This is a genomic window from Paenibacillus contaminans (assembly GCF_003285015.1).
Classification (GTDB): Bacteria; Bacillota; Bacilli; order Paenibacillales; family NBRC-103111; genus Paenibacillus_V; species Paenibacillus_V contaminans.
The window spans coordinates 31,479-55,196 of the sequence record NZ_QMFB01000031.1; the positions used below are offsets into that span (position 1 = coordinate 31,479).

Genomic DNA, 23,718 nt, shown 5'->3' on the forward strand with positions numbered 1-23,718 from the left:
TCGGATCAGCGCATGAATACCGTTTTGCCGCCGACTATCGTCCGAATCACCTCGAACCGCTCGTTCAACAGCACGAGATCGGCATCCGCCAAAGGCGCGATCCGTCCTTTACTCGTAAGGCCGAGCACGTCCGCAGGGGTCTCCGTCGCCATTCGCACGGCATCCGGCAAAGGAATGCCCGCTTTGACCGCTTTGGCCAGCGCTTCGTTCATCGTCACCGTGCTGGAAGCAAGCGTGCCGTCCTGCAGCGTGGCGATTCCGCCCGATACGCGCACTTTGTGCCCGCCGAACAAGTACTCGCCGTCGCCCATGCCCATCGCCTGAAGGGCGTCCGTAATAAGCACCATCCGGTCCGCGCCTTTTTCCCGGTACAGCAGCCGCACCATCGCCGGATGCAAATGAACGTCGTCGACGATCGCCTGAACACTCACATGCGGCTCTTCGAACGCCGCCACGACGGGTCCGGGCTCGCGATGATGAATCGGACGCATCCCGTTGCAGCAATGGGTCACGTGGCTCGCTCCCGCGCGGAACGCTTCCTTGGCTTCCTCGTACGAAGCGTCGGTGTGCGCTATGGCGGCAACGATGCCGCGCTCCGTCAGCATCCGGACCAAGTCGAGCCCGCCGGGCAGCTCGGGCGCCAGCGTCACCATCTTGACAAGGGAGCCTGCTTTGCGAAGCACAAGCTCCATTTCTTCCTTGTCAGGATGGCGCAGATGCTTCTCGTTCTGCATGCCCTTGCGCTTAACGTTCAAGTAAGGACCTTCCAGGTGCAGGCCCGCAATACGGGCACCCGGTTCTTTGCCGGCCAACTTGACAACGTTATCGATCATTGCAAGAAGATCCTCAAGAGACGACGATACGGAAGTCGCGAGAAAAGACGTACAGCCCGTCCGGGCGCACGCCTTCGAGACGGCCTCCACGCTGCTGAGCGTACCGTCCATCATATCGAAGCCGTCGGCCCCGTGGATATGGACGTCGATCATGCCCGGGATGAGCAGCTGTCCCTCGCCGTCGATGAAGGTATCCGCTGCCACAGCCGGCGGCGAATCGGAGCCGCTATGAACGGACTCAATACGCCCGCCGCGCACGAGCAAGCTTCCTTCGACGATACGGTCTTTCTCGATAAGGCGTACATGACTGATTAACATGGATGACATTCCTTTTCCCCCTTAGCAAGCCTTTCAATCAGTCTACAGGAAGCCTATTTCTCTTACAATGTTTGAGAGGCTTCTTTCGTATACAAAAAGCCTCCAATCCCACTGTACCTGTGTACCTGTGGTTTTGGAGGCTGTGAGCTACTTGATGACGCCCGCTTTTTTCAAATCGTTCATCATCGCTTCGCGCACTTGATTGCCTTTGTATTTCTCGTTATGCGTTTTGACGTATTCGTTCCAGCCCGCATCGTCCGTGGAAACGGTGCCGTAAATGAATTTCGCCATCATCTCCTCACGATACTTTTTAATATCGTTCATCAAGTCGGGCCGTTCCTTCGCCCCGATGCTGTAAACGGACGACACTTTGCCGACGCTTGCGATCATCTTCTCGATAACCGCCATTTCTTTGGGGTCTTTATATTTCAGCTTAAGCACATCGGGATCGCCGAACAGGGTGGAAATCCCTCCGGTCAAGCCGTATACGGATAAATAATCGTTCTGTTTGCCGTCGATAATTTCCGATACTTTGCCGTTCGTTTTTTTATGATTCACGCCTTCCTCGCCAAACAGCATCAGCTCCTGGCCGATTCCGCCGTAAGACCAGTTGATCATCTCGATGATCCGCTTCACTTTCTCAGGGTCTTTCGCCGCTTTCAGCGTAATGCCGATCGCATTGGCTACGCCCGCTTTCGGCGCCGGTGACGCTTTCCCCGCAGGACCGGTCAAAGCTGGAACGTAGACGAGCTCCGCATTCGGATTCAGCTTTTTCATATTCGCTTCGATCCCGCGCGGGTAATCGCCCGTGTACATGAAAATGCCGGCTTGCCCTTGCTCGATTTTTTGCGTTTTGCGGTTGCCGTCGTTGGTCGCGATGTCCGGATCCAGCACGCCGTCCTTCATCAATTTATTCATGTATTGCAAGTAAGCCCTCAGCTCTGGAGAAGTAAATCCGCCTTTGATAGCCGTATCGCCGTCCGCGATGTACTCATCCGGGCTGATGTTGCCGGTGAACGGCGCGATCAGTCCCCAGTAATCCTGACAGGTCATGCAGCCGGACGCGGTAAAGCCATACGTATCGTTCTTCCCGTTCTTATCCGGATCCTGAGTGGCGAATGCGGCGGCTACTTTGGCAAAGTCCTCGACCGTCTCCGGCACCTTCAGATTCAGCGCATCCAACCAGTCCTTGCGAATGAAGTAGCCGAGAATAGCCGGTGACGGACGTACAGGAATTCCATAATAGTTGCCGTTGTCGTCCGTCATCGAGTTCAACATGGCGGGCGTTACCCACTTCATATTTTCCGGCAAATTTTTGTCGTTGAAAAGGTCGTTCAGCGGAATAACGTACCCTTGCGAGCTTGCCGTCCGGTAATCCGCCATGTTGAAGAAATAGATGACGTCAGGCAAGTCGTTGGCGGATACCCGCGTACCGAGCTTCGCCCGCCAGTCGTCGGATTTCCCGCCCGTAATCGTATATTTCAAATCGATGTTCAAATCTTTTTTGATTTGCTGCAGCAGCACGTTTTTTTCCGGCGCCGGGAAGTCCACCGTTGACGGATACCACCGGTCGATTTCGACCGTTAGCGGCGTCAGCGTCTTGGCCGGGCTAGGACTGGCGGCGCCGGCGCTTGCGCCGGGCGTAGACGTTGCCGCCGTTTCCTCCGGCTTTTTGCCGCTTCCGGAGCACCCGGCAAAAAGCGCGGCGAGCAAACTCATTGTGATCAATACAGCACCTGATTTTCGCATGGACTGCCATTCCCCCGCTCATCATCATTTTATTCCATCCGCTTTCCTTCCAAACCTTCCACCCCTGTTACACTACGCTGCGGTTACAACCATCTTAGCCTTTGATCGAGCCAAGCAACACCCCTTTCGTAAAATGCTTTTGCAGAAACGGATATACAAGCAGGATCGGCAGGATCGAAACGACGACGGCAGCCATTTTCACCGCTTCGCTTGGCACGTAATCCTCAATGCTGCCAAGAATTTCTGACGCGTCGGGAACCATCAGCATTTTCTGAAGCACAGGCTGAAGCGGATGCTTCGCCGTATCGCGGACATACAGAACCGCTTCAAAAAACGAATTCCAATGGCCTACGGCATAGAACAGCCCGATCGTAGCCATGACCGGCCGCGACAGCGGCAAAATCACCTTCCAAAGCGTTTGCAGCTCCGAAGCGCCGTCGATCAGCGCAGCCTCCTCCAAACCGTCGGGCAAATTCTCGAAGAAGCCTTTCATGACGAACATATTGAACACCGACAAAGTCCCTGACAAAATCAGCACGCCGTACGTATTCAACAGCCCCAGCCATTTCATCAGCAAATATTGCGGAATGAGCCCTCCGCTGAAAAACATCGTAAAGAGCAGCAGCAGCAAAATGGTCTGACGTCCGGGCAGCGATTTCTTGGCCAGCCCGAAGGCGAGCATCGTCGTCAGCACAAGCCCGAGCGCCGTGGATGTCACGGTGATGAATACCGAATTGAGAAACGCCCGCGGAATTTCCGATTCGGCGAACAGCTGCCGATACGCCTCGAATGTGATCTGGCGCGGCAGGATGATAAAGCCGCCGTGCCGGATCACTTCCACATACGGCGTCACTGATACGGCGACGATATAAAGGAACGGAAATACCGCCAACAAGCCGCATGCCGCCAAAAATAAATAATTGAGACCGTAAAACAGCTTCTCGCCTTTCGTAGCCTTCAAGCAATACCCCTCCTACCAAATTTGCGAATCGAATTTTTTGGCTACTCGGTTGGCGCTTATGACGAGAATCAAGCCGATCACCGACTTGAACAGACCGACAGCCGTCGCCAGACCGACCCTGTTCTCGATAATTCCGGCGCGATATACCCATGTATCGATGATGTCCACCGAGTCGTACACTAGCGGATTATACATCGCAAAAATCTGCGTGAAGCCGGCATCCAGCACATTACCCAGTCTCAGGGTCAGCATGAGGATAAAGATGTTGCGGATGCCGGGCAGCGTAATATGCCACATTTGCCGCGCTTTGTTCGCCCCGTCCATAACCGCCGCTTCATACAGTTGCGGGTCGATCGCCGCAATGGCGGCCAAATAAATAATCGCTCCCCATCCGAGATCCTTCCATATGTCGGTGAACACCAGAATCCAACGAAACCACTCGTTAGATGTGAGGAACGGGACCGGGTTGAAGCCCGAATCCTTGAGCCAGTGATTGACGAGCCCGGAGCTCGTGGACAAAAACGCCAGAACAATGCCGTAAATAATAATCCAAGATAAGAAATGGGGCATATACGTGAGCGTCTGAACGCTTCGTTTGAACCAGCGGCTTCTCGCCTCATTCAACAAGACCGCCATGACGATGTCCGGCGCCATGCCGAAGCTGATCTTCATCAGACTGATCACCAGCGTATTGCGCATCAGATGCCAAAAATCCGGACCGTTAAAGAACGTCAGGAACCATTTGAATCCGACCCACTCGCTACCGCTAATGCCTTTGAATCCGTTATAATTCTGAAAGGCGACAATGATGCCGTACATGGGGCCGTAACGAAACAGCAAAACATACAATAACCCCGGCGCGATCAATAAATACCGGTAACGGTATTTGATCAAGACGGCCAGAAAACGCCTGCCAACATTGCGCTTCGCCGAGGTTTGCCTCGATGAAATCGTCGCTTCATTCCAATCCATCCGAATTGCTCCTTGCTTGTTTGAGGTATGATGTCCGTGAGTTCAGTGTAGACGAAAGCGCAGCGTGCAGACTTTTGCATTTTTGCTGAAAACATTTCTATTTTTTTGATGTTTCCGCGATGTCCGCATGGGCCCGGAACGTTCCAAAAAATGCGAAGGAACATCTAAAAAATTCGTAACCGCTATTCTCCGATACAAGGTATAATGGATCAACTTCATTCCGGGGAGGCGACTGCACGAAGATGCATCTGCTCAATCGGCCCAATCTCAGCGTCAAAATTTTCCTGCTTGCCTTCCTCCCTATCGCAAGCCTGATCCTGCTGCTCGGATACGGCTCGCAGCAGTACGTTTTCCGCCAGTTTACGAACGAACAGACCCGCTATGTTTCCCATCTGCTCGAGCGCACCGACCTGCTGCTCAACCAATTCATGAAAGATCTGCAGGCCAACATGCTGGTCTTGTCCAAAGACGAGCGGCTGCTGTCGGAGCGTACGGATGAAGCAATCAAGTTGTTGGAAAACTATCGGCTGTTCTGGAACTACGACGTCAAAAATTTATATATCATCACCCCCGATGGAAGGATGACCGGCACGTCGGGCTACTTATGGGAAATCAAAGGCTATGATCATGTCAAGGCGATTCTCGAGAACGATCGGACGGGTCCTGCGTCGCCTTACTGGACGGAGCCGTATATGTCGCCGGTTTCCGATTATACGATTTCTTACGTCGTACGGCTTACTGGTTCCAAGGGCGAGTTTCGCGGCGTCCTGGTCGCCGATCTCGATATTCAGGGGATTTTGGCTGCCTATGGGGATTGGACCTATACCTCGCGGGAGGATCTGCTTATTCTCAGCGCCAAAAACAAGCCGCTCACCACCAACAATCCTTACGTCACGTACGATGTGTTCCGGAAGGAATACGACATTACAGGACTCCCTCCCGATCTGATCGAACGGACGAGCAGGGAGGCGCATAAATTTCGGGACACGGAGGGGAATCCGCTTTACGTCACGCGAATGACCAGCAACAAATGGGGCTGGCAGGTTATGGCCGTGCTCAAGGAAGAGAAGCTCCACCAATCGGTCCGCTGGATCCGTACGTATGCTTTTGCCATCGGCCTGCTCGGCATTCCTTTGTCTCTCGTCATCTCGTTCTACTTATCCCGATCCATTACCCGGCCGCTGAAGCTGTTGACCCGGCAGATGAACAAAGTGAGCGAAGGCGATTTTCAGACGACGGTGGAGAATAGCTACCGGAACGAATTCGGCATCTTGGTCAGAACGTTCAATAAAATGGTCGGGCGTATCAAGCAATTGATGGACGACCTGATCCGCTCGGAAAAGGCTAAGAAGCATTACGAGCTGAAAGTTCTTCAATCGCAAATCCAACCTCATTTTTTGTATAACACATTGAATTCGATCAGTTATTTGTCCCGGCACGGCAAGTCGGACGAGGTCGACCAGATGATTACGAGCCTGGTGGCGTTGCTGCAGTTTCACCTGGATAAGATAGAGGAATTGGTCCCGCTATCCCAAGAAATCGAAGGCGTCCGGCATTACGGCTATTTGATGTCCGTGCGTTTCCCGGATATGTTCGTGCTGGAGTTGGATATCGAGGAGGAAGCGCTGCAGGTGCTCGTGCCTAAGTTTTCCGTCCAGCCGCTTGTCGAGAACAGCATTTTTCACGGAATTCTGCCTTCCATGTCGCTCGGATCGATCGTAGTAAACAGCGAGGAAACGGATGGCGCCATACTGATTCGCGTGGCGGACGATGGGGTCGGTATGAGCGAAGAGCAGCTGTCGGTCTTGCTGGCGGAGGAGAGCGGGAGCGGAACTCCCGGCTATTATCACATGGGCGTGCGGAGCATTCACGATCGACTGGGTCTGTACTACGGTCCGGGTTACGGATTAACGGTCAAAAGCAAGCCTGGCGGGGGAACCGTCGTCGAAATGCGCGTGCCCAAGCGTAATGACCCTGATGAATGAAAGCTTCGCTAGGGCGTGTCTGAATACTCCGAGGGGAGCAGATTTTGCCGAATTTTTGTTCTAGGCAAGGCGCGTTTGTGAAGGCGTACCGGGGGTACGTCAAGCAAACGGAACGAAGCATAGGGCGAAAAGGCGGTGAAAGATGACCCTGAGTGAGTTTTCAGACACGCCCTAGCTGCCGATACGTTTTTGCAAACCGCCCTAAACCGACAACCTGGAAGGAGGCAAGCACATGATTGCTCCCCATGATACCGAGCCCCCGCTGAAGGTTTTACTTGTTGACGACGAATATATGGTGCTGGATACCCTAATCTCCAAGGTCCGGTGGCAAACGCTCGGGATGGAGGTTGTCGCCACAGCCGCCAACGGAAAGCAAGCACTTGAAAAATGCGCGATGTATAAGCCCGAGCTGATCGTCACTGATCTTACGATGCCGGTGATGGACGGACTGGAGCTGATCGCAACGCTCAGACGGGATTTCCCCGACGTACGGTTCGCCGTCCTTACGGCTCACAAGGAGTTCGACTATGCCAAGCGTGCGGTTGATATGAAAGCGCTTAGTTATTTGCTGAAAACGCCGATGAATACCGAGGAAATCGAGCATTCGCTGAAGGCTTGCGGCGAAACGATCCGCATGGAGAGAAGCCTGCACAGCCGCGCCCGCTATGCCGAGCAAATGATGGCGCAGCATATGTGGGAAATTCGCCGGCGGGCATTGGGGGATCTGCTGCGAGGGATGCATATCGGCGAGCGGCAGCTCGGGGAGCTGTTTCCATGGCTCGCCCGGTCGACCGCCAAACCGGTCGTTATCGGTATCTGCATGACGCTGCAGCGGCGGAATCAATTCTTTGCCCGCTACCCCGAATCGGACCGGCCGCTGCTCGATTATACAATGCTGCAGGCCGCATTCGAGATCGTTCGGGAACTGGCCGACGGCACCGTTCTGCCCCACCGGCCCGGAGAAGCGATGCTTGTCCTGTGCTTGCCCGCCTACGAGGGCAACGCGCAGAGCGAAGCAATCGTGCAGCAGCTGCATAACCGCTTGTCTCATTGGCTGAACAAGTATTTCGGCGTATCGGTTATTTTTGGCATCGGCTCCGCCTCCTCCGGCATCGCCTCCTTGCCAAAAACGCTCCAGGAGGCCATATTGGCCGCCGAGGTCGCTTTTTACGAGCAAGGACTGATCCATCGGCACATCGACTTTCAGACCAAAGTGCGGGACCTTATCGACGAACAGGACTGGATGCTCCTTGAGAACAAAACCCGCGCATCATGGAATTCCCAAACCGTCGAAGAACGGCTTGAAGGCTTGCGCGAGCTTAGGGCGTTCGTCGATGCTCGTCGTCCGCACCCTGACAAATTAAAGCGAAAAGTGGCGCAGTGGCTTGAAGAAACGGGCTCGATTTCCTTAAACCGCAACGACTGGATTGCGCTTGCCGACAATTCCGCCATGGAGACTTGGTTCGAAACGCTGGAGACGCTTCTGGTCAGGCTGCCCCGCAGCGCATCGGCAATGTACGAGGGGCTTCACCCCGATATTCAGAAGGCGGTCGATTTTATCTTCCTGCATCTTGGAGAGAACCTCACCTTAACGCGGGTCGCCGAACATATCCATATGAACCCAAGCTACTTGAGCCATCTTTTTAAAGAAGCGACGGGGGACAATTTTCTCGACTTCGTCACGCTGCAGCGCATCGGAAAAGCCAAGGAATACTTGGCATCGGCAAAATTCAAAAACTATGAGCTGGCGGAGAAGATCGGGTTCGTCAGCTACCCTCATTTCTGCACGGTGTTCAAAAAAATAACCGGACTGACCCCGAGCGAATACAAAAAAGGGGTTGTCCCAAAAGGGTAGTGCAGAATGGGCCAGTCCCAAAAATTAAACAAATAAGCTTCCAATTCCACTGCAAATGTGGGATTGGAAGCTTATTTGTTTGCTGATTTTTCACTCAGCCTCATTCAGCCCGCTCTGAGCTGCCTAGCTGCAGCAGCGATTTAGCCCCACTTTTTCGGGCTATTCGGCTTGAACCTAGCTGCAGCAGCGATTTAGCCCCACTTTTTCGGGCTATTCGGCTCGCTCCGAGCTGCAGCAGCGATTTAGCCCGACTTTTTCGGGCTATTCGGCTTGAACCTAGCTGCAGCAGCGATTTAGCCCCACTTTTTCGGGCTATTCGGCTCGCTCCTAGCTGCAGCAGCGATTTAGCCCCACTTTTTCGGGCTATTCGGCTTGCTCCTAGCTGCAGCAGCGATTTAGCCCCACTTTTTCGGGCTATTCGGCTCGCTCCGAGCTGCAGCAGCGATTTAGCCCGACTTTTTCGGGCTATTCGGCTTGAACCTAGCTGCAGCAGCGATTTAGCCCCACTTTTTCGGGCTATTCGGCTCGCTCCTAGCTGCAGCAGCGATTTAGCCCCACTTTTTCGGGCTATTCGGCTTGCTCCTAGCTGCAGCAGCGATTTAGCCCCACTTTTTCGGGCTATTCGGCTCGCTCCGAGCTGCAGCAGCGATTTAGCCCGACTTTTTCGGGCTATTCGGCTTGAACCTAGCTGCAGCAGCGATTTAGCCCCACTTTTTCGGGCTATTCGGCTCGCTCCTAGCTGCAGCAGCGATTTAGCCCCACTTTTTCGGGCTATTCGGCTCGCTCCGAGCTGCAGCTACGATTTAGCCCGACTTTTTCGGGCTATTCGGCTCGCTCCGAGCTGCAGCAGCGATTTAGCCCCACTTTTCCGGGCTATTCGGCTCGCTCCTAGCTGCGGCTGCGATTTAGCCCGACTTTTTCGGGCTATTCGGCTTGCTCCTAGCTGCAGCAGCGATTTAGCCCCACTTTTTCGGGCTATTCGGCCCGCTCCTAGCTGCGGCTACGATTTAGCCCGACTTTTTCGGGCTATTAGGCTTGCTCCTTTTGGGACAGCCCCTTTCAAAGGCGGAAAAAGCACGAACAAGCAGCGGAGGATATGTATGTTGAAAAACCGTTCGGCCAAGGGGGTGTCCAATCCCTCAAACCGAACGGTTTCTCACGTTCAACTGCGTGATTGCGTATCTTTCAGCCGTTCGGCGAGCACGCGCATCATGCTTTTCAAAACGCCCGTATGACGGAAGCAAAAAGCCAGCACTTGCTCCTTGGTCAGCTCCAGCAGTACGGTCCGGCCTTCGGCCGTACAGTCTGCGGAACGCGGCTCGTCGTCGATGATCGCCATTTCTCCGAAGCTCTCGCCTACTGCGAGCATGGCCAGCGTCTCCGCTCCGCGATGAACGCGGACGCCGCCCTCGATAATGCCGAACAGCGCGTCGCCTTCTTCGCCTGCGGCGCAAACGGTCTCGCCGGATTCGTAAACCGTTTCCTTGACCATGTGCGCCAGGCGTATGATGTCTTCCTGCGACGCATGAGCGAACAGCGCGATTTTTTGCAGAACAAGCATGCGCCGCAGCAAAATGCCGCTATCCGTTTGCGGCTGCTCCGCCGGCCGCTCGCGTTTGCCCGCCTCTTCGGATATGCCCGCCGCGGCCGCTGCCGCGAAGGAACCGGCCGACGCATCCTCCGGCATCACAGGGCTTTGCGAACTTCCGATTTTCCGGTTTACGGTGCGCAGCCTGCCGGATAATAATCGCATGAGCTCAAGCGCGATTTCCGACTTGTCGAAAGCCATCCCGTAAAACGCCTCGGACTCCAGCCGCCATAGCCGCATGGGGGATTCCGCCCGCACGGTAGCCATTCGGACGCTATGCGTGAGTACGGCCATTTCACCGAAGCACTCGCCGGGCTGCAGCGTACCTAGCGCCGTCCCCCCTTTCGAAACGACCGCCGTCCCTTCGCGAATGACATACAAGGAGTCGCCTTCCTCCAATTCGCGAATGATCGCTTCTCCCGCTTCCACATCGATCTGCTGCAAGCAGGCTGCAATCACCGACAAGTCTTTACCCGACAAGCCGGCAAAGATGCCGACGTTCCGCAGAAGCGCAACCTGTTCGACCTGCTCGACTATCCGCTCCCGGCTTTCTTGCGGAAAGTCTTTCAAGTGCCGTCCGATTTCCGTCCACGCGCCGCTGTCCGGCGAGTTGAAAACGCCGTACGCGATACAAGTCCGCAGCCATTCGCCATCCCTTTCATACAGCATGGCCAACCGGCTGTCGACAGCCTTGGCGGGCAGCTGCCGCTCGGGAGCAGGAGCGTAGGCCAGCATGTTTAGAACCGCCGTCCGGACAGCGCCGTGCAGAAGCTGGTCGGCCACTTCGGCCGCGTTCGCCTGCCTGCGTGCATCGCCCTTTTCCCAGCCCGTATGAACGGCTTGCACCGTTTTCGGATCATACAGTAGAGCGAGCAGTTGAAAAACGCGGCGAACCGTCTGCAGCCTGTTCGCCTGTATGGTCTCGTTTGCGTAGCGAAAGCTCTCTATTCCCTGCAGGCCTTCGCCCTGTTCCGCATAGTGGGCGAACAAGGCCGCCTCCTGCAAAACAAGCCGCTCGACGAAGACGCGGTCTATTCCGCTCACGCGGCGGAATAGACGCGTCAAAGCGCTTAAATAAACGGAACGCAGCTCCGCCGTCGCCTGTTCGTAGTGACCGAGCAGCAGCTCGAAGGCGCGAATCGTCCCGACCCGCTCCAGCACATTCGGCAAATACACGGCAATATCCGCCGAAGTCTGGCCCTCGTCCGCTCCCTGTCTCATATAAAGCTCAAGCCTGGGAAGAAGCTCGTTCTCGTCGTAGCCGGCAAGCGCTTGCGCGGCTTGGTCGCGCGTTTCGCTCCGCTTCAGCAGGGGAACGATCGCCGGAATCATATCCGGGACGCGCAGCAAGCCCGCCGACTCCAGCGCGGCCATTCTCACGTTAGAAGATCGGTCCGAAAGAAGATTGAGAAGCGGCTTGTAGAAACCGGCGATTCCGATTTGGCCGAAAATAAGCGCGGCTTCCGCACGTTCCTCCTCCCTCTCGCTTTCCAGCATCGAGCGAAACGGGCCGACGGCGCGGAACATGCCCTCGATTCCGTAATATTTGATAAGTCCGGCGATCGCCGCCGCTTTCATCCTTACTTCTTTTTCTACAAGCAGAGCGGCAATTCGCTCCAATTGCTCCGCATGGCCATATGCAGCAAGCGCCATTACGGCATAAGGTTTTACACCGGTATCGGACGACCGCCATACCGCTTCCACATGCGGCTCCATACCAAGCGTCGCGTGACGCTCGATCCATTTCAGCCCTTCCACCCGAACCTCAGCCGCGGGATGCCGGAGCAAATCCGGCACATATGGCGCCAAGTCGAATGCATGAATGCTTTGCAATATTTTGAATGCGTATGCCGCTTGAATGGGATCCCGGCTCTGCAGCGCATCGGTGAGCACTTTGCGGCTGGCGCCGTCCATCAAATCGACGTCCGTCTCTTGGAAATCCAGCTCCCTCGTTTGCAGCGACGAAAGCAGCGTTTCCATATACGGCCGTTTGACTTTGACAGCGGCGAGAATACACAGCGCTAGCAACCCGAGCACGATGAAGCTGAACTCCCGAATGTCCAAAAAAGCCGGCAGGATCATCAAGCTCACACCCGCAATCCCTTTGGCCCCGTTCCGGACGATGCCGTCCAAAAACGCCTTGGAACGGCTTCGGTGATCCGGAGAAATCGGGAACAGCACAAGCTGGCTGACTGACGAGTAGACGGTATCCCCGATCACCTTGTCGCTGCCTTTGACTGCCGCCGCTACGGCCAGCACCGGCATAACGAGCAGAGCGGAGGCGCCGACAAGCAAAACGGCCGGAAACACGAGTAATGCGGTCATCACCCCGAAACGGGAAATGATTTTACCGGAGACGAACAGCTGCACGAGCAGCGCCAAAATACCGGATATGCCGTAAAAATTACCCATAAACCCGGCTAACGCTTCATTTTGCAGCGTGCTTCGCAGAACGACCTTGAATTGATAGTCGACAATCGTCAGCGAGAGCACGAGAGCGGCCGCTATGACAGCGACATATTTGAGATGCGGCACGCTGCGAAACAAGCCGCCGTTATCCTCGCGCTTGCGTTTGGCCCTCTCCCTCTTGCGGTCTGCCGGCTTCGCCGCCGCCATGGACACAGCTGCGGGATCGGACAGACGGCGGACGAGCAAACGCACCCACAGCAAGCAAAGCAGCTGCAAGGCCGCGTAGACGAAAATCAGATTCAACGTCCCGAGCGGGTGAACGAGCGCCTTCAGGCCGAAGCCGCTGACGATTCCGCCGACGATTCCCCCGCTTCCCACGATGCCGATCATCCGCTTCGCTTTGCGCTGGTCCATCACCGATGTCGCAAGCTGCCAAAAGCAGACGATCATGAGAAAATTGAACACATCGTAACCGATGTACATCGCCGGATATATCCAGCTGAAACCGATGCCGGCAAGCATCCGGGTGACGATGACGAGTCCCGAAACCGCCAGGATGACGGTCAGGTTCAGCCGGTCCGGACGCAGCTTGCCGCTGTAGCGCTGATAGGCAATCCCCGCAAGCAGCAGCGCGGCGGACTGCGGCAAATACATGAAAGACAGCCGCGAAGCGTCGAAATGGCTTAAAAACAGCGTATCCGCCGCGGTTCTGCCGATCGTAGACGCTGAAACGACGCAAAACAAATAGCCGAACAGGAGGAACGCTTTGGCATATTCCTCGCGGTCTGACGAAAACCTTCGAAGCAGCGCCTGCAGGGGCGCTTCAAAAACGGATGGCTTCATGGACGATAATCGACTCCTGCTTAAGGGTAGCATAGGCGGAAACCGGGACTAACGTCCCAGTTTCATACAGCTATACCAATTCATTATGGGAGCCTATTTTTCCTGCCGATTTCCTATAAAATTTATTTTTCGTAGGGCTTCTCGATCATCAGTCCTTCGACATGCTTGCGGCTCATCAGCTTGCGCTTTTTGCGGACATCCTTCGATTCGAAGACGATGTCCATATCGTAATCGTCGCCCGGATAAAGCTTGCTGCTTTCGATGTAGAGGGAAATCCGTTTGACGTTTATTTTGACCTGCTGCTTCTGCACGAGGACGATAACATTGCCGCGTGCATCGGGCAGCTCGCTGACGATCCCCGTGCGGCCGAGCGACTGAATCCACACGCAATCGCCCTTTTGAAGCGGCCGATCGGCGGATTCGTTCTCTTCAGCCGCGGCTTCCGCAGGTTCCGCTTTTGCAGCGTCCGCCGATCCGGCATCCGCTTCCGCGGCTTCGCCGTCATCCTCCCAGCTCTCCGGCCAATCGCCGTCCTGCGAGGCGCGCTCCGCGTCCGCCCCGTTTGAAAGTCTCTCGCTTTCCCCGCCTCTATCGGCCGCCGCTGCAGCGCCTGCGCCTGCCGCAATTTCCCGCGAGCGTTCGACGATCGCTTCCGGCATGCCCAGCTTCTGCGCGATAAAAAACGCGTAGCTCTGCCCGGCTTCGCCTATGCGCAGCTTGTATAGGGGCTGCAGCGTCTCCGTGTCGAATTCCATCCGAGCGTTTTGAAAACCCGGCGTGCGTTCGGCGAAATTTTTGATTTCGTTGTAGTGCGTCGTCGCCACGACAGTCGTTCCCCGTCGATGAAGCTCCTCCAGCACGGCGATCGACAAGCCGACGCCTTCGCCCGGATCGGTACCGGTCGCAAGCTCGTCAAGCAGCACAAGGGTGGACGGCCCTGCCGTCTTCAAAATTTCAATCACGTTGCGAATATGCGACGAGAACGTGCTGAGCGATTGCTCGATGCTTTGACCGTCGCCGATATCGGCCGCTACATGCGTATAAACCGCAAGCCGGCTGCCTTCGCCGACCGGCACGAGCAGGCCGGATTGGGCCATAAGCGTCAGCAGCCCGATCGTTTTCAAGCTGACCGTTTTGCCGCCGGTGTTCGGCCCTGTGATGATTAACGTCCGGTACGCGCCGCCGATCCGGAAATCGAGCGGCACGCTTTTCCCGCCGAGCAGCGGATGCCGGCCGCTTTTGATCGCCATGCGCCCCTCGGTATTGAGGGCCACTTTGCGTCCGTCATACGTTTTGGCCAGCTTCGCCTTTGCGAACAGGAAGTCGTAATAGCCGAGCGTCTCCATATTGACGGACAGCTCGTGTTTGCTCTCTTCAACAAGCCCCGTCAGCATGCCGAGCACCTTGCCTTCCTCGATCGCCTCCTCCGCCCGGAGTTCCGCCAGCTCCAGCTGCTGCCCGGCGATATCGTGCAGCTGCATGAACACGGTCTGCCCGCTTGCCGATTCGTCCAGCACGGTTCCCGCCACCAGCTTGCGATGCTCCTTCTTGACCGCCAGCACATAGCGCCCGTTCCGCATGCTCACAACGCTTTCCTGCAAATAGGAGCGGTATTTGTTCATCGCGCTTTCGAGCTTTTTCTTGACCCGCTCCTCCGCGATCGTAATTTTGCTGCGGATTTTGGCCAATTCCTTGCTCGCATGGTCATCGACCCGTCCATGGCGTATGCAGCGCTCGATTTCGCTTCGCAGCCCCTTCAGCTCGTGCAGCGACTTGGCATAACCGCTTACCGTCGGGGCGACCGGCTCCCGTTTCTCCATAAACCGCATCAGTTGTACCGTGCTTTCGATAAGCCGTGCGACGAGCGTCAATTCGTTCTCGCTGAGCACGTAGCCGGTTCCGATCAGCTGCATGACCGGCTCCAGCCCCTCCATCGACGGGATCGGCACGCTGGCGCCATGGTCGAGGACGATCCTTGCCTCATCCGCCTCGTTCAGCATCCGTTCGACCCGCTTTTTGTCGTCCGACGGCTCCATGATGCGGACATGCGATTTGCCGATATAGGAGATGGCGTATTCCTCCAGCTTTTCTTTGATTTTGTCGTATTCCAAACGTTTCATCGTGTTGGCGTTCATTCGGGTTCGCTCCTTCGTTTCTTCAATTTTGGGCAAAAAAATAGACAGAAAGATGAACAGTGTCATCCTCTGCCTGTTTGGGGGAATGCCAATCGCTCCGCAAGGACGCAAAAATCCCGCAAAAATGTAAAAAGCCATGCGCAAAGAACGCACGGCTAGCTCACGATAGGCAATATCCTGGCTTCGTCATGAACCGTTATTCTTAACTAATTTCCGTTGACTCGAGAACGCCGGCGAAAGCATGGCGAAAGAAAGGTGCAGGTATCCCGAAAAATTCGCCCGATTGCGCCAATAAATAATTACATCGCAACCGGCCTCTTCCCGTATGCAGCCTCGGCCGGATTAGGGCCCTCGCTTAGCTTCATGCAGCATAAAACCGCGTCAACCTATGAAATTCTAATTAGTTAAGAACCAACGCAGACATCAAAATTCCCCCGATATTGTGGTTACGCTCATCATAGTCGAAGATACGGAAGGAAGTCAAGCGGGGACAATCGTTTCAACGGATCTTTCCGGCGAACGGCATCTGAAAAATCCGCTTGCGATGAGCAATATCGAAGGGCGATGCCAGAAGTCATCAATAAACTATCGGCACCGCCCCTGATCCTATTACGTCAACCGTTAAACCTTTATTTCTGCTTCAGCAGTTCCAAGATCAACTTAGCGGATTCGGCGCGGGTAAGCGTCGCTTTCGGCGCGAAGACGCCTCCCCCTCTGCCTTCCAAAATGCCGAGAGCTTTCGCTTGGCCTACGGCATCCTGCGCCCATTCGGAGAGAGATCCCCAATCTGCAAAATCGGCGTCCCGCACCTTATTCGCAGGATGTCCGACTAGCTGCGCATAAGCCCGCATCATCATGACGACCGCTTCCTCGCGGGTAACGGAGCTCTCCGGACGGAACGCCGTATCCTTCTCGACGATTCCGAGCCGCACCGCTTCGGAAACGTAACCCGCGTAGTAGCTGCCTTCTTCCACATCCTCGAACGCAGCCTCAAATGCAGGCGGCTGCACAAAGCCTAGCGCACGCACCATAAGCGTGGCGAATTGAGCTCGCGTAACCGTTGCGTCCGGCGCATACGTCCGTTCGCTCGTACCTTGGGCAATATGCTTGGCCGCAAGCATCCGGACGTAGTGTTCCGCCCAATGACCCGCCATGTCGGCAAATTGCTTCTCGTATTCCATAACGGCGAACGTCGAGAAATGGTCCGTTTGGAAGAGCGCCTTTTTGCCTTCGATTTTGCCCCCGGCATATTCGACTTTGCCGCCGTTCACAAAGTACACTCCTGCGAGATCCGGATTGATACGGTTCAAAATCTCTTCGCTCAGCTCGATTTCCACCGTCAGCTTCCGGCTGAATTTGGCGATCGATTCGGAGCCCGCGAACAGCTTCAAATCGATAAAGCTTCCGGTAGGACGGTAAGCTCCATCCCGGCCAGCTGCTTCAGCGATCACAGCTTGCGCTTGCGCGTTCGTCCCCGAAACGTCGATTACCAGCTTCAGCGTTCCCGATGCCAGCTTGTCCGCCGGAATTGCGTTCGCGGGAATCGTAACTGAGAAGCTCCCGGCTTGGAACGTGATATCGACCTCTTTATCTCCGGCTGCCTTCAGTACAGCCGTTCCGATTTCGATGCTGACCGGAGCACTTCCATGAACCGCCGATCCAAGCTCGATTACGAGGCGTTCGTCCGTCAAGCCTTCCAGCTTCGCGATCTCCGCTTTGTCGTCTATCCGGATCGCCGTTTCGTTGCCCTCGGGCTTCGGATCCGGCTGCTTTCCGCCGGTACCGTTATTCGTGCCTCCGTCGCTGCCGTTAGAGCCTCCGTCACCGGCGATAAAGCTCCAGATGTCCGACCGCGCCGCGCCATCGAAGCCGTCGGCCGCAATAGCGTACCATTCGAATTTTTTGCCCGCCGCAAGACCTGTCCAGTTTGCCGAAGCGACGGCGCCGCTTGCCGTCTGGGCCGCTTGACCGACCGACTTGTCAGTGTACACGTTGACCGCAAAGTAGTCGGTTGCCACGCGTTTCAGCTTCGGCTGAAGATCGACGTCGATCGTAAACTCGTCTTTGCCTGGATACTGGTCGGTATCGTAGAAATTGTAATCGTTCATATACGGCGAATACGTATTTACGATGATTTTATTATTCTTGACATCGAAATGCAGCAAGCGCATATACCCTTGGCCGCCCTCGGGACCGCCTTGGTAATCGGCCAGCATTTGATACACAGTACGATCCGTCTTGCCGTCGCCGTTGTCGTCGATCTCGTCCGCCATCATTTCGCTGTCGTGGTAATGACCGCTGAGAACGGCGATAACGTTCGGATTCGGCAGTACTACTTTCTCGTAAATGCTATTGGCAATTGGACTGCGGTTGCCCGACACAAGCAAATACTCGTGGAAATTGAGAAACGCCTTCCGGTCCGGATAATCCTTCAGCACCTTATCCATCCAGGCGAGATCCTCGTCCGTAATCCCCCAGCCCATGTACAGCATGATATAATCGTTGCCTCCGGTCGAAATCAGATCATAATGACCGCGGTTGTTTTTGTAAGAGTCCCCGTAATAGGGCTTGTCCTTGAAACGCTCCTCTCCGAAATATTGGGAATATTTCGTATAGTCCTCATCTTTATGGTTGACGTCATGGTTGCCGGCAAGAACGCCGTACGGAATATTCGCCTCGTCCAGCACTTTCATTTGGGTATCGGCGTTGATCCATTGGAATTCCTGATAGCTTTTATCGACGATGTCCCCCGTATGGAACACGTACTTGATGTTCATATTATCCTTGTTATCCTTGATCCACTCTACTTCCTTGCGGTAAATATGCGGATAACTCTCCGAATAATACTGCGTATCCGACATCCACACGAAGGTGTAATCGTATTGGTCCGGACTGCTAGGGATTTCGTCCTGGACCATCACGTTGATCGTCTGTCCAATTGCGTAGTCAGCCGTCTTCACATGTCCTTGCAGCGTAAAATCCTCAGTGCCGGCAACGCGGTGATCGATCGCGATCCAGCGCCCTTCCTTAAGGTTCCAGGCATACATGGTCACCTTGCGGCCATCCAGCGATTTTCCTTTCCAAATCAGCTCGACATCGTCCGTCTCGTCGACCGCCTGGTCGAGCTTCACCTCGAACCGCTGGTACGGAAATTGCGTCATCGAATCGCTGACCAAATAATCGTTGTCAAGCGCCTGTACTTTACGATATTCCTCGTCCGAGAACGCGGCCTCCCCATCGGGACTTTGCTGCTGCGGCGGCTCGCTGTCTACGGCGTTGGCGTACGCCTTGACGCTTGCACGATCGTTCGCATCGTAATGAAAGCCTTGATAGAACGAAACGTCCATCGCATCGCCCGTAGGATCCGTTACCTTCACCTGCAAGGCGGCGGCGGTTCCGGAAATCGACTTGCCGGCCTTAGGCGAAACGAGCTGCGGTTTATGCGGCATCTCTTCGGCTACGCGGAACTGAACGGCCGCTTCCGCCTTATTGCCTGCCTTGTCTGTCGACTTGACGACCAGCGTGTGATTGCCCGGAGCAAGCAAAGCGGACGATGTTTGCAGCGGCAGCAAGATGGCTTCGCCGTCCAGGGTCGCTTCAATGCTGCCGACTCCGGCGATGGCGTCGGTTACCTGTGCGTCGATAACGATCGGGCCTTTGTACTCGCCGCCCTCTACAAGACTCGGGATAATGACGGGAGCCGTATTATCCACCATTATCGTCGCAATCTCTTCACCGGCAGGCTGCTGTGTCGGATCTGCGATTTTAACGGTATGAGGCCCTTCGGCAACCAGCTTCGTATCCCACATAAACGCTTTGGAATTGAACTTCCCGTCCGGTATCGTAAAGCCGAAATCGACTACAGGCATGGCGCCCGCCCCGTCGCCTACGGACAATTCCTTATTCGGATCGGCATAAGCCGAATCCCTTATAACGGTTCCGTCCGCAAGCACCAGCCGTACGTTGCGCACATAGAAATCGTCGCGATTCTCTTCGGAATCGGTGTCGAACGGAGAAACCTTCGTTCCCGAGCGGATCGAGATGACGTTTCTCTCACCTTTGACCAGCCGCTCCGGCTCCACCGGAACGGACAAAGTCACGTATTGATCCGTACCGTCATCGTATATCTTCAGGATGTCGTTCCCCATCGTAACGCCGTTCTTGAAAAAGAGATTCGTCTTCTTTAATTCGAAGGCGAAATACGCTTCTCTTTCCAAAGCTCCATAAGTGGAGTCCATCTTCGAGCCGTCTACATAAAGCTCCAGAGACTCCGGAGACGATTCCGACGACGTCCCCTTGAGCAGCGTTGTACCCGTCACGACCTGATCCGCTTTAACGTTCAGCCTGAGCGGTTTCTCGCTCCGGTCGGAACGGATCGCGATCGTCTTCGTCCCGCTGCGCGCCGTATTCGTGCCGTCGCTCGCCTCATAGTAATACGTTACCGAGCTTTTGCCGAGCAGCTCGGGGGAGTAGATCGTGTAGTAGTACTGCTTGTCCCCGTAATCCTGCCGCAGGTTCGCCTTCGTGAAATCGGCTTGATCGTCGGTCTTGTAAAACAACGTCATCGTTTTGACGGCCACATCGTCCTGAGCGGCCGCAAATAGCCCAATGTTGTCCGTCTCAGCGGCTTCCGTTTGCGAGGTTTTATCCGTAACCGTAGGCGGCACCTTGTCGTCCGCCAGCATGACCGGCAAGTCCGGAACCTGTCCGGCAAGCAAGCTGCCTGGCGTCGCCGGCTGCTGGCCGCTGCTGATTTTGATCAAATTGTTCGTTCCGTCAACCGGATATTTGAACAGAATGCCTTTGTTTTCCTTCGTATCGTCGCTATGCTCATCCCAATAAAAACCTTTGGAAATTTCCTTGCCGATGTTCGTCGCCACGACAATGCCGCGATGACTGTCGTTCGCCATGCCGTTATTGTGCATCCGCACGATATCGGCGTTCTCGACAAGCGCAGATCCGTAATTGGCGTTGAAATCCGCGACTGTCTTGCTTTCGTTCGGACCGTTGATGATCCAGAATACCATCGTCTTCTGCGATTTCAGCACGAGGCCGTCCGTGTCCGGCGCCCAAATCAAATCGCCGTCTGCGCCTTCGTCCGGATAACGGTATTGAATCTTGTAATCGTCCAGCTTCAAATCCCGGTCGGTATTGTTATAAATCTCAATGAATTCATAACCGTCCGAGCCGCCGACATTCGCGGAATCCGGAACGATTTCCGTTACAAGCACCTGAGGCACCTTCGTGAAATCCGTTTCCCCGTGCGTTACGCTAGCGACCGCTTCTGCGGTTTTAGTCAAGTTGCTTCCGTCCGACGCTTCGATGAAGTATGTCAGCTCGTTCGTCCACAGCATTCTGGCCGGCAGCTCAGCCGTAAATACGCCTTTGCGGTCAGGATCCTCTTTCATCTGAGCCGTTTCGAAAGGCATGTTTGCGGTCTGCTTATAATAAAGCGTCACGCGCTCCACCTTGCTGTTGTCGGTAACGTTCGCAGTGAAGAACGCTTTTGCCCCGGCAGCAACCGAGGTAACGGGCTCATGCGCAACGACCGGCGGGACACCATCCTGCGAGCCCGATACCGGCTTCGCCGGCACTTGGCCGTCCAGCATCGTTCCCGGCGTGGCGGCTGCCTTCGTCTCCACCTTCAGCATCCGGTTGCCCTCGGCAGGGTATTTGTAGACGATCGCTTTATTTTCGGCAACGTCGGATGTCCCGTCGTTATAAGCTGCCGAAGCGATTTCCTTGCCGAAATCGTCGGCGATGATGACGGTCCGCTCCGAGCCGTTCGCCATGCCGTCCCATGTTACGCCGGTCAAATGACCGCTATCCAGCGAGGACTTGTAGTTGGCGTTGAAGTCCGCAGCCGTCAGGGACGTGTTTTTGTCGTTCTTGGTCCATATGGCGAAGCTTTCCTGCGGACCGATTATTTTATCCTCCGTCAAATCGATCCGAACGTCCGCTTTCTTATCGGCTTCCGGATACCGGTATACGATTTGGTAGTCCTTCATGTTGACGGTACCGTTCGTATTGTTGTACACCTCGATATATTCGTAAGCGTCGGAACCGCCTACGTTGACCGTATCCGGCACAAGCTCGGTAATGAGAAGCTTCGGCAGCTTGTCCGTATCGGCCGCATCGCCTTCATGCGAAATCGGCGCCGTATACGGCAAAGTATCGTTTGCCGGTGCCGTAACCCGATTCGCCGCGTCTCTCGCTTCTACGTAATAAGCGAACGAATTCGACCACAGCTCCGCCTTCGGCACGATTCCCTCGTATTGTCCTCCGTCTTTCGCCGTCATCTCGACGGACTTGTAAGCGGAACGCGAATCCAAGCGGTAAAACAGCTTGAGCTGCACAGCCTGCTCGTCGTCCGTTACTTGAGCCGTTACGGCTAAATCCCGGTCGCCCGATACGGCTGTTACCGGAGTATGGCCGATAACCGGAGCGGGGTTCGGCGCATCCGGCACGGCTACCGGCACAGCCGGCACTTGACCTTCCAGCACGCGTCCCGGCGTCGCATTTTCCATCGTGCCCAGCTTGATCGAAGCGATGCTGCCATTCGGGTATTTATAAACGATTCCTTTGCCTTCCGCTACTTCGTTCGCGTCCGCCGATTCCAAATACCGTGCGGAGGAAAGCTCGTTGCCAAGCTTGTCGGCAAGAATGACCGTACGTTCCTGGGTGTTATGCATGCCGGCCCAGCTTATCGCCGTTACATGCCCTTCATCCAGCGACGTCCCGTAAGCGGCGTTGAAATCGGCCAACGTTTGTTCCGGCGTGACGGACGGCTTGGTCCAGACGACGAAGCTTTCCTTCGGACCGACGATTTTGTTTTCCGTCAGCTCGAGCTTCACGTCGGCCTTATTGTCGGCAGCAGGATACCGGTATAAAATTTGATAATCGTTCATGCGAACCGGCTTGTCCGTATTGTTATAGATTTCGATGAACTCGTAGGCGTCCGAGCTTCCGATATTGGCTCCGTCCGGCACGAGTTCCGTTACAAGCAGCTTGGGAAGGGCATTGTAATCGGGGACGGAGACACTAGGCGCGATAACCGCCGAAACCGGATTCGCCGCAGTATGTCCGTAAGCAGCCGGATTCGCGTTGTCCGTCGCCTCGATATAATATTGGAGCGACGATGTCCACAGCTGCTCCTTCGGCACGATTGACTCATATGTAATGCCGGTAACGCTAGTCATCGCGACGGAACGGTACTGCATGTCCGCAGCCGTGCGATAATAAAGCTTGGCCTGCATCAAGTCGTCCGATGTGATATCCGCTTGAATGCGCGCATCATGATCGGCACTGCCGTTTGCAAACGGCGTGTGCGCGATGATCGGCGGCATATTGGGCGCATATTGGCGCGGATCGACCGTTCCAGGCGTAGGAGCTCCAAGAACGGCAAGCTTCGCCATCGTCTTGTAGCCGTCGCCCGGTATTTTATAGTGGACGTCCAAGCCGCTATCGTTCGTCTCTCCGTCATTGTAATCGGCCGAGACGAGCTCGTTGCCGGCGGCATCCTTAACAATTACGGAGCGACTGCCCGTATTCGACATGCCGGCGAAGCCCGAGGGCACGGATTGCGTAAAGGCGATCAGCCGTTCGTCCGGCAAGCTCACGCCGTACTTCGCGTTAAAATCCGCAGCCGTCTTGGACGATTTGTTGTACCAAAGCACGACCGAATCGTTAGCCCTGATCGTTCTTGCCGGTAACGTCAGCTGCCTGTCCGATCCCGGAGCCCTATAAATGACCGAAAAATCCGACAGCGACACGTCTCGGTCGGAGCGGTTGTACAGTTCGATAAATTCGTAATCGTCGGCGCCGGAATTATTCGGAGACAGCTCCGTAATAAGCATATCCGGTGACGAAGCCGCGACTGCTTTCGGTTCGGGCTGCAGCAAGCCGTAAAACGGGCTCGCCATTACGCCGATAGCGGCAGCCGTGGAAACGATGACCTTTCCGATTTTCCCCTTCATGTGTTCCTCCTGATGTAGCGAATTATGTTCGAAAACCATCATAATCCATCATTATTAAGGAATTGTCATCGCATTATGAAGAGTTTGTAAAGAC

9 protein-coding genes are annotated in these 23,718 nt (G+C 55.2%); 2 read left to right on the forward strand and 7 right to left on the reverse strand.

The features are described 5' to 3' along the window. Window positions 1–5: 5 nt before the first annotated feature. From nagA to DQG23_RS33770, 4 genes are all read right to left on the reverse strand, one after another. Window positions 6–1,160: an N-acetylglucosamine-6-phosphate deacetylase gene (gene nagA, locus DQG23_RS33755; protein ID WP_113035445.1), complete on the reverse strand. Its 1,155-nt coding sequence runs from the start codon at window positions 1,158–1,160 to the stop codon at window positions 6–8. Between the two features lie 138 nt (window positions 1,161–1,298). After that, window positions 1,299–2,900, reverse strand: a complete 1,602-nt coding sequence (locus DQG23_RS33760) for an extracellular solute-binding protein (protein WP_113035446.1) — start codon at window positions 2,898–2,900, stop codon at window positions 1,299–1,301. Between the two features lie 94 nt (window positions 2,901–2,994). Then, window positions 2,995–3,861 (reverse strand): carbohydrate ABC transporter permease, encoded by an 867-nt coding sequence (locus DQG23_RS33765; protein ID WP_113035447.1) that lies wholly within the window; start codon window positions 3,859–3,861, stop codon window positions 2,995–2,997. 12 nt (window positions 3,862–3,873) lie between these two features. Continuing rightward, the gene (locus tag DQG23_RS33770; RefSeq protein WP_113035448.1) at window positions 3,874–4,833 is read right to left on the reverse strand and encodes an ABC transporter permease; all 960 of its coding nucleotides are present in this window, start codon (window positions 4,831–4,833) and stop codon (window positions 3,874–3,876) included. 242 nt (window positions 4,834–5,075) lie between these two features. Here DQG23_RS33770 and DQG23_RS33775 point away from each other — a divergent pair, with 242 nt between their 5' ends. Further along, window positions 5,076–6,818 (forward strand): sensor histidine kinase, encoded by a 1,743-nt coding sequence (locus tag DQG23_RS33775; protein WP_113035449.1) that lies wholly within the window; start codon window positions 5,076–5,078, stop codon window positions 6,816–6,818. Between the two features lie 232 nt (window positions 6,819–7,050). After that, window positions 7,051–8,673 carry a response regulator gene (locus DQG23_RS33780; RefSeq protein WP_113035450.1) on the forward strand — a complete coding sequence of 541 codons (1,623 nt, stop codon included), beginning with the start codon at window positions 7,051–7,053 and terminating at the stop codon, window positions 8,671–8,673. A 1,162-nt stretch (window positions 8,674–9,835) separates the two neighbouring features. Here the strand turns inward: DQG23_RS33780 and DQG23_RS33785 are convergent. From DQG23_RS33785 to DQG23_RS33795, 3 genes are all read right to left on the reverse strand, one after another. After that, on the reverse strand, window positions 9,836–13,513 hold the full coding sequence (locus tag DQG23_RS33785; RefSeq protein ID WP_158560833.1) for an Npt1/Npt2 family nucleotide transporter: 3,678 nt from the start codon (window positions 13,511–13,513) through the stop codon (window positions 9,836–9,838). Window positions 13,514–13,635: 122 nt separating this feature from the next. Beyond that, a complete protein-coding gene (locus tag DQG23_RS33790) occupies window positions 13,636–15,648 on the reverse strand; it encodes an endonuclease MutS2 (RefSeq protein WP_113035452.1) in 2,013 nt (670 codons plus the stop codon). A gap of 629 nt (window positions 15,649–16,277) precedes the next feature. Further along, window positions 16,278–23,624 carry a lamin tail domain-containing protein gene (locus DQG23_RS33795; protein WP_158560834.1) on the reverse strand — a complete coding sequence of 2,449 codons (7,347 nt, stop codon included), beginning with the start codon at window positions 23,622–23,624 and terminating at the stop codon, window positions 16,278–16,280. Between the last annotated feature and the right edge of the window lie 94 nt (window positions 23,625–23,718).

What these genes read in the sequence shown, in the direction of transcription:
- nagA (WP_113035445.1), bottom strand. Translation starts at nt 1,160, where the DNA reads ATGTCATCCATGTTAATCAGTCATGTACGCCTTATCGAGAAAGACCGT.
- DQG23_RS33760 (WP_113035446.1), bottom strand. Translation starts at nt 2,900, where the DNA reads ATGCGAAAATCAGGTGCTGTATTGATCACAATGAGTTTGCTCGCCGCG.
- DQG23_RS33770 (WP_113035448.1), bottom strand. Translation starts at nt 4,833, where the DNA reads ATGGATTGGAATGAAGCGACGATTTCATCGAGGCAAACCTCGGCGAAG.
- DQG23_RS33775 (WP_113035449.1), top strand. Translation starts at nt 5,076, where the DNA reads ATGCATCTGCTCAATCGGCCCAATCTCAGCGTCAAAATTTTCCTGCTT.
- DQG23_RS33780 (WP_113035450.1), top strand. Translation starts at nt 7,051, where the DNA reads ATGATTGCTCCCCATGATACCGAGCCCCCGCTGAAGGTTTTACTTGTT.
- DQG23_RS33785 (WP_158560833.1), bottom strand. Translation starts at nt 13,513, where the DNA reads ATGAAGCCATCCGTTTTTGAAGCGCCCCTGCAGGCGCTGCTTCGAAGG.
- DQG23_RS33790 (WP_113035452.1), bottom strand. Translation starts at nt 15,648, where the DNA reads ATGAACGCCAACACGATGAAACGTTTGGAATACGACAAAATCAAAGAA.
- DQG23_RS33795 (WP_158560834.1), bottom strand. Translation starts at nt 23,624, where the DNA reads ATGAAGGGGAAAATCGGAAAGGTCATCGTTTCCACGGCTGCCGCTATC.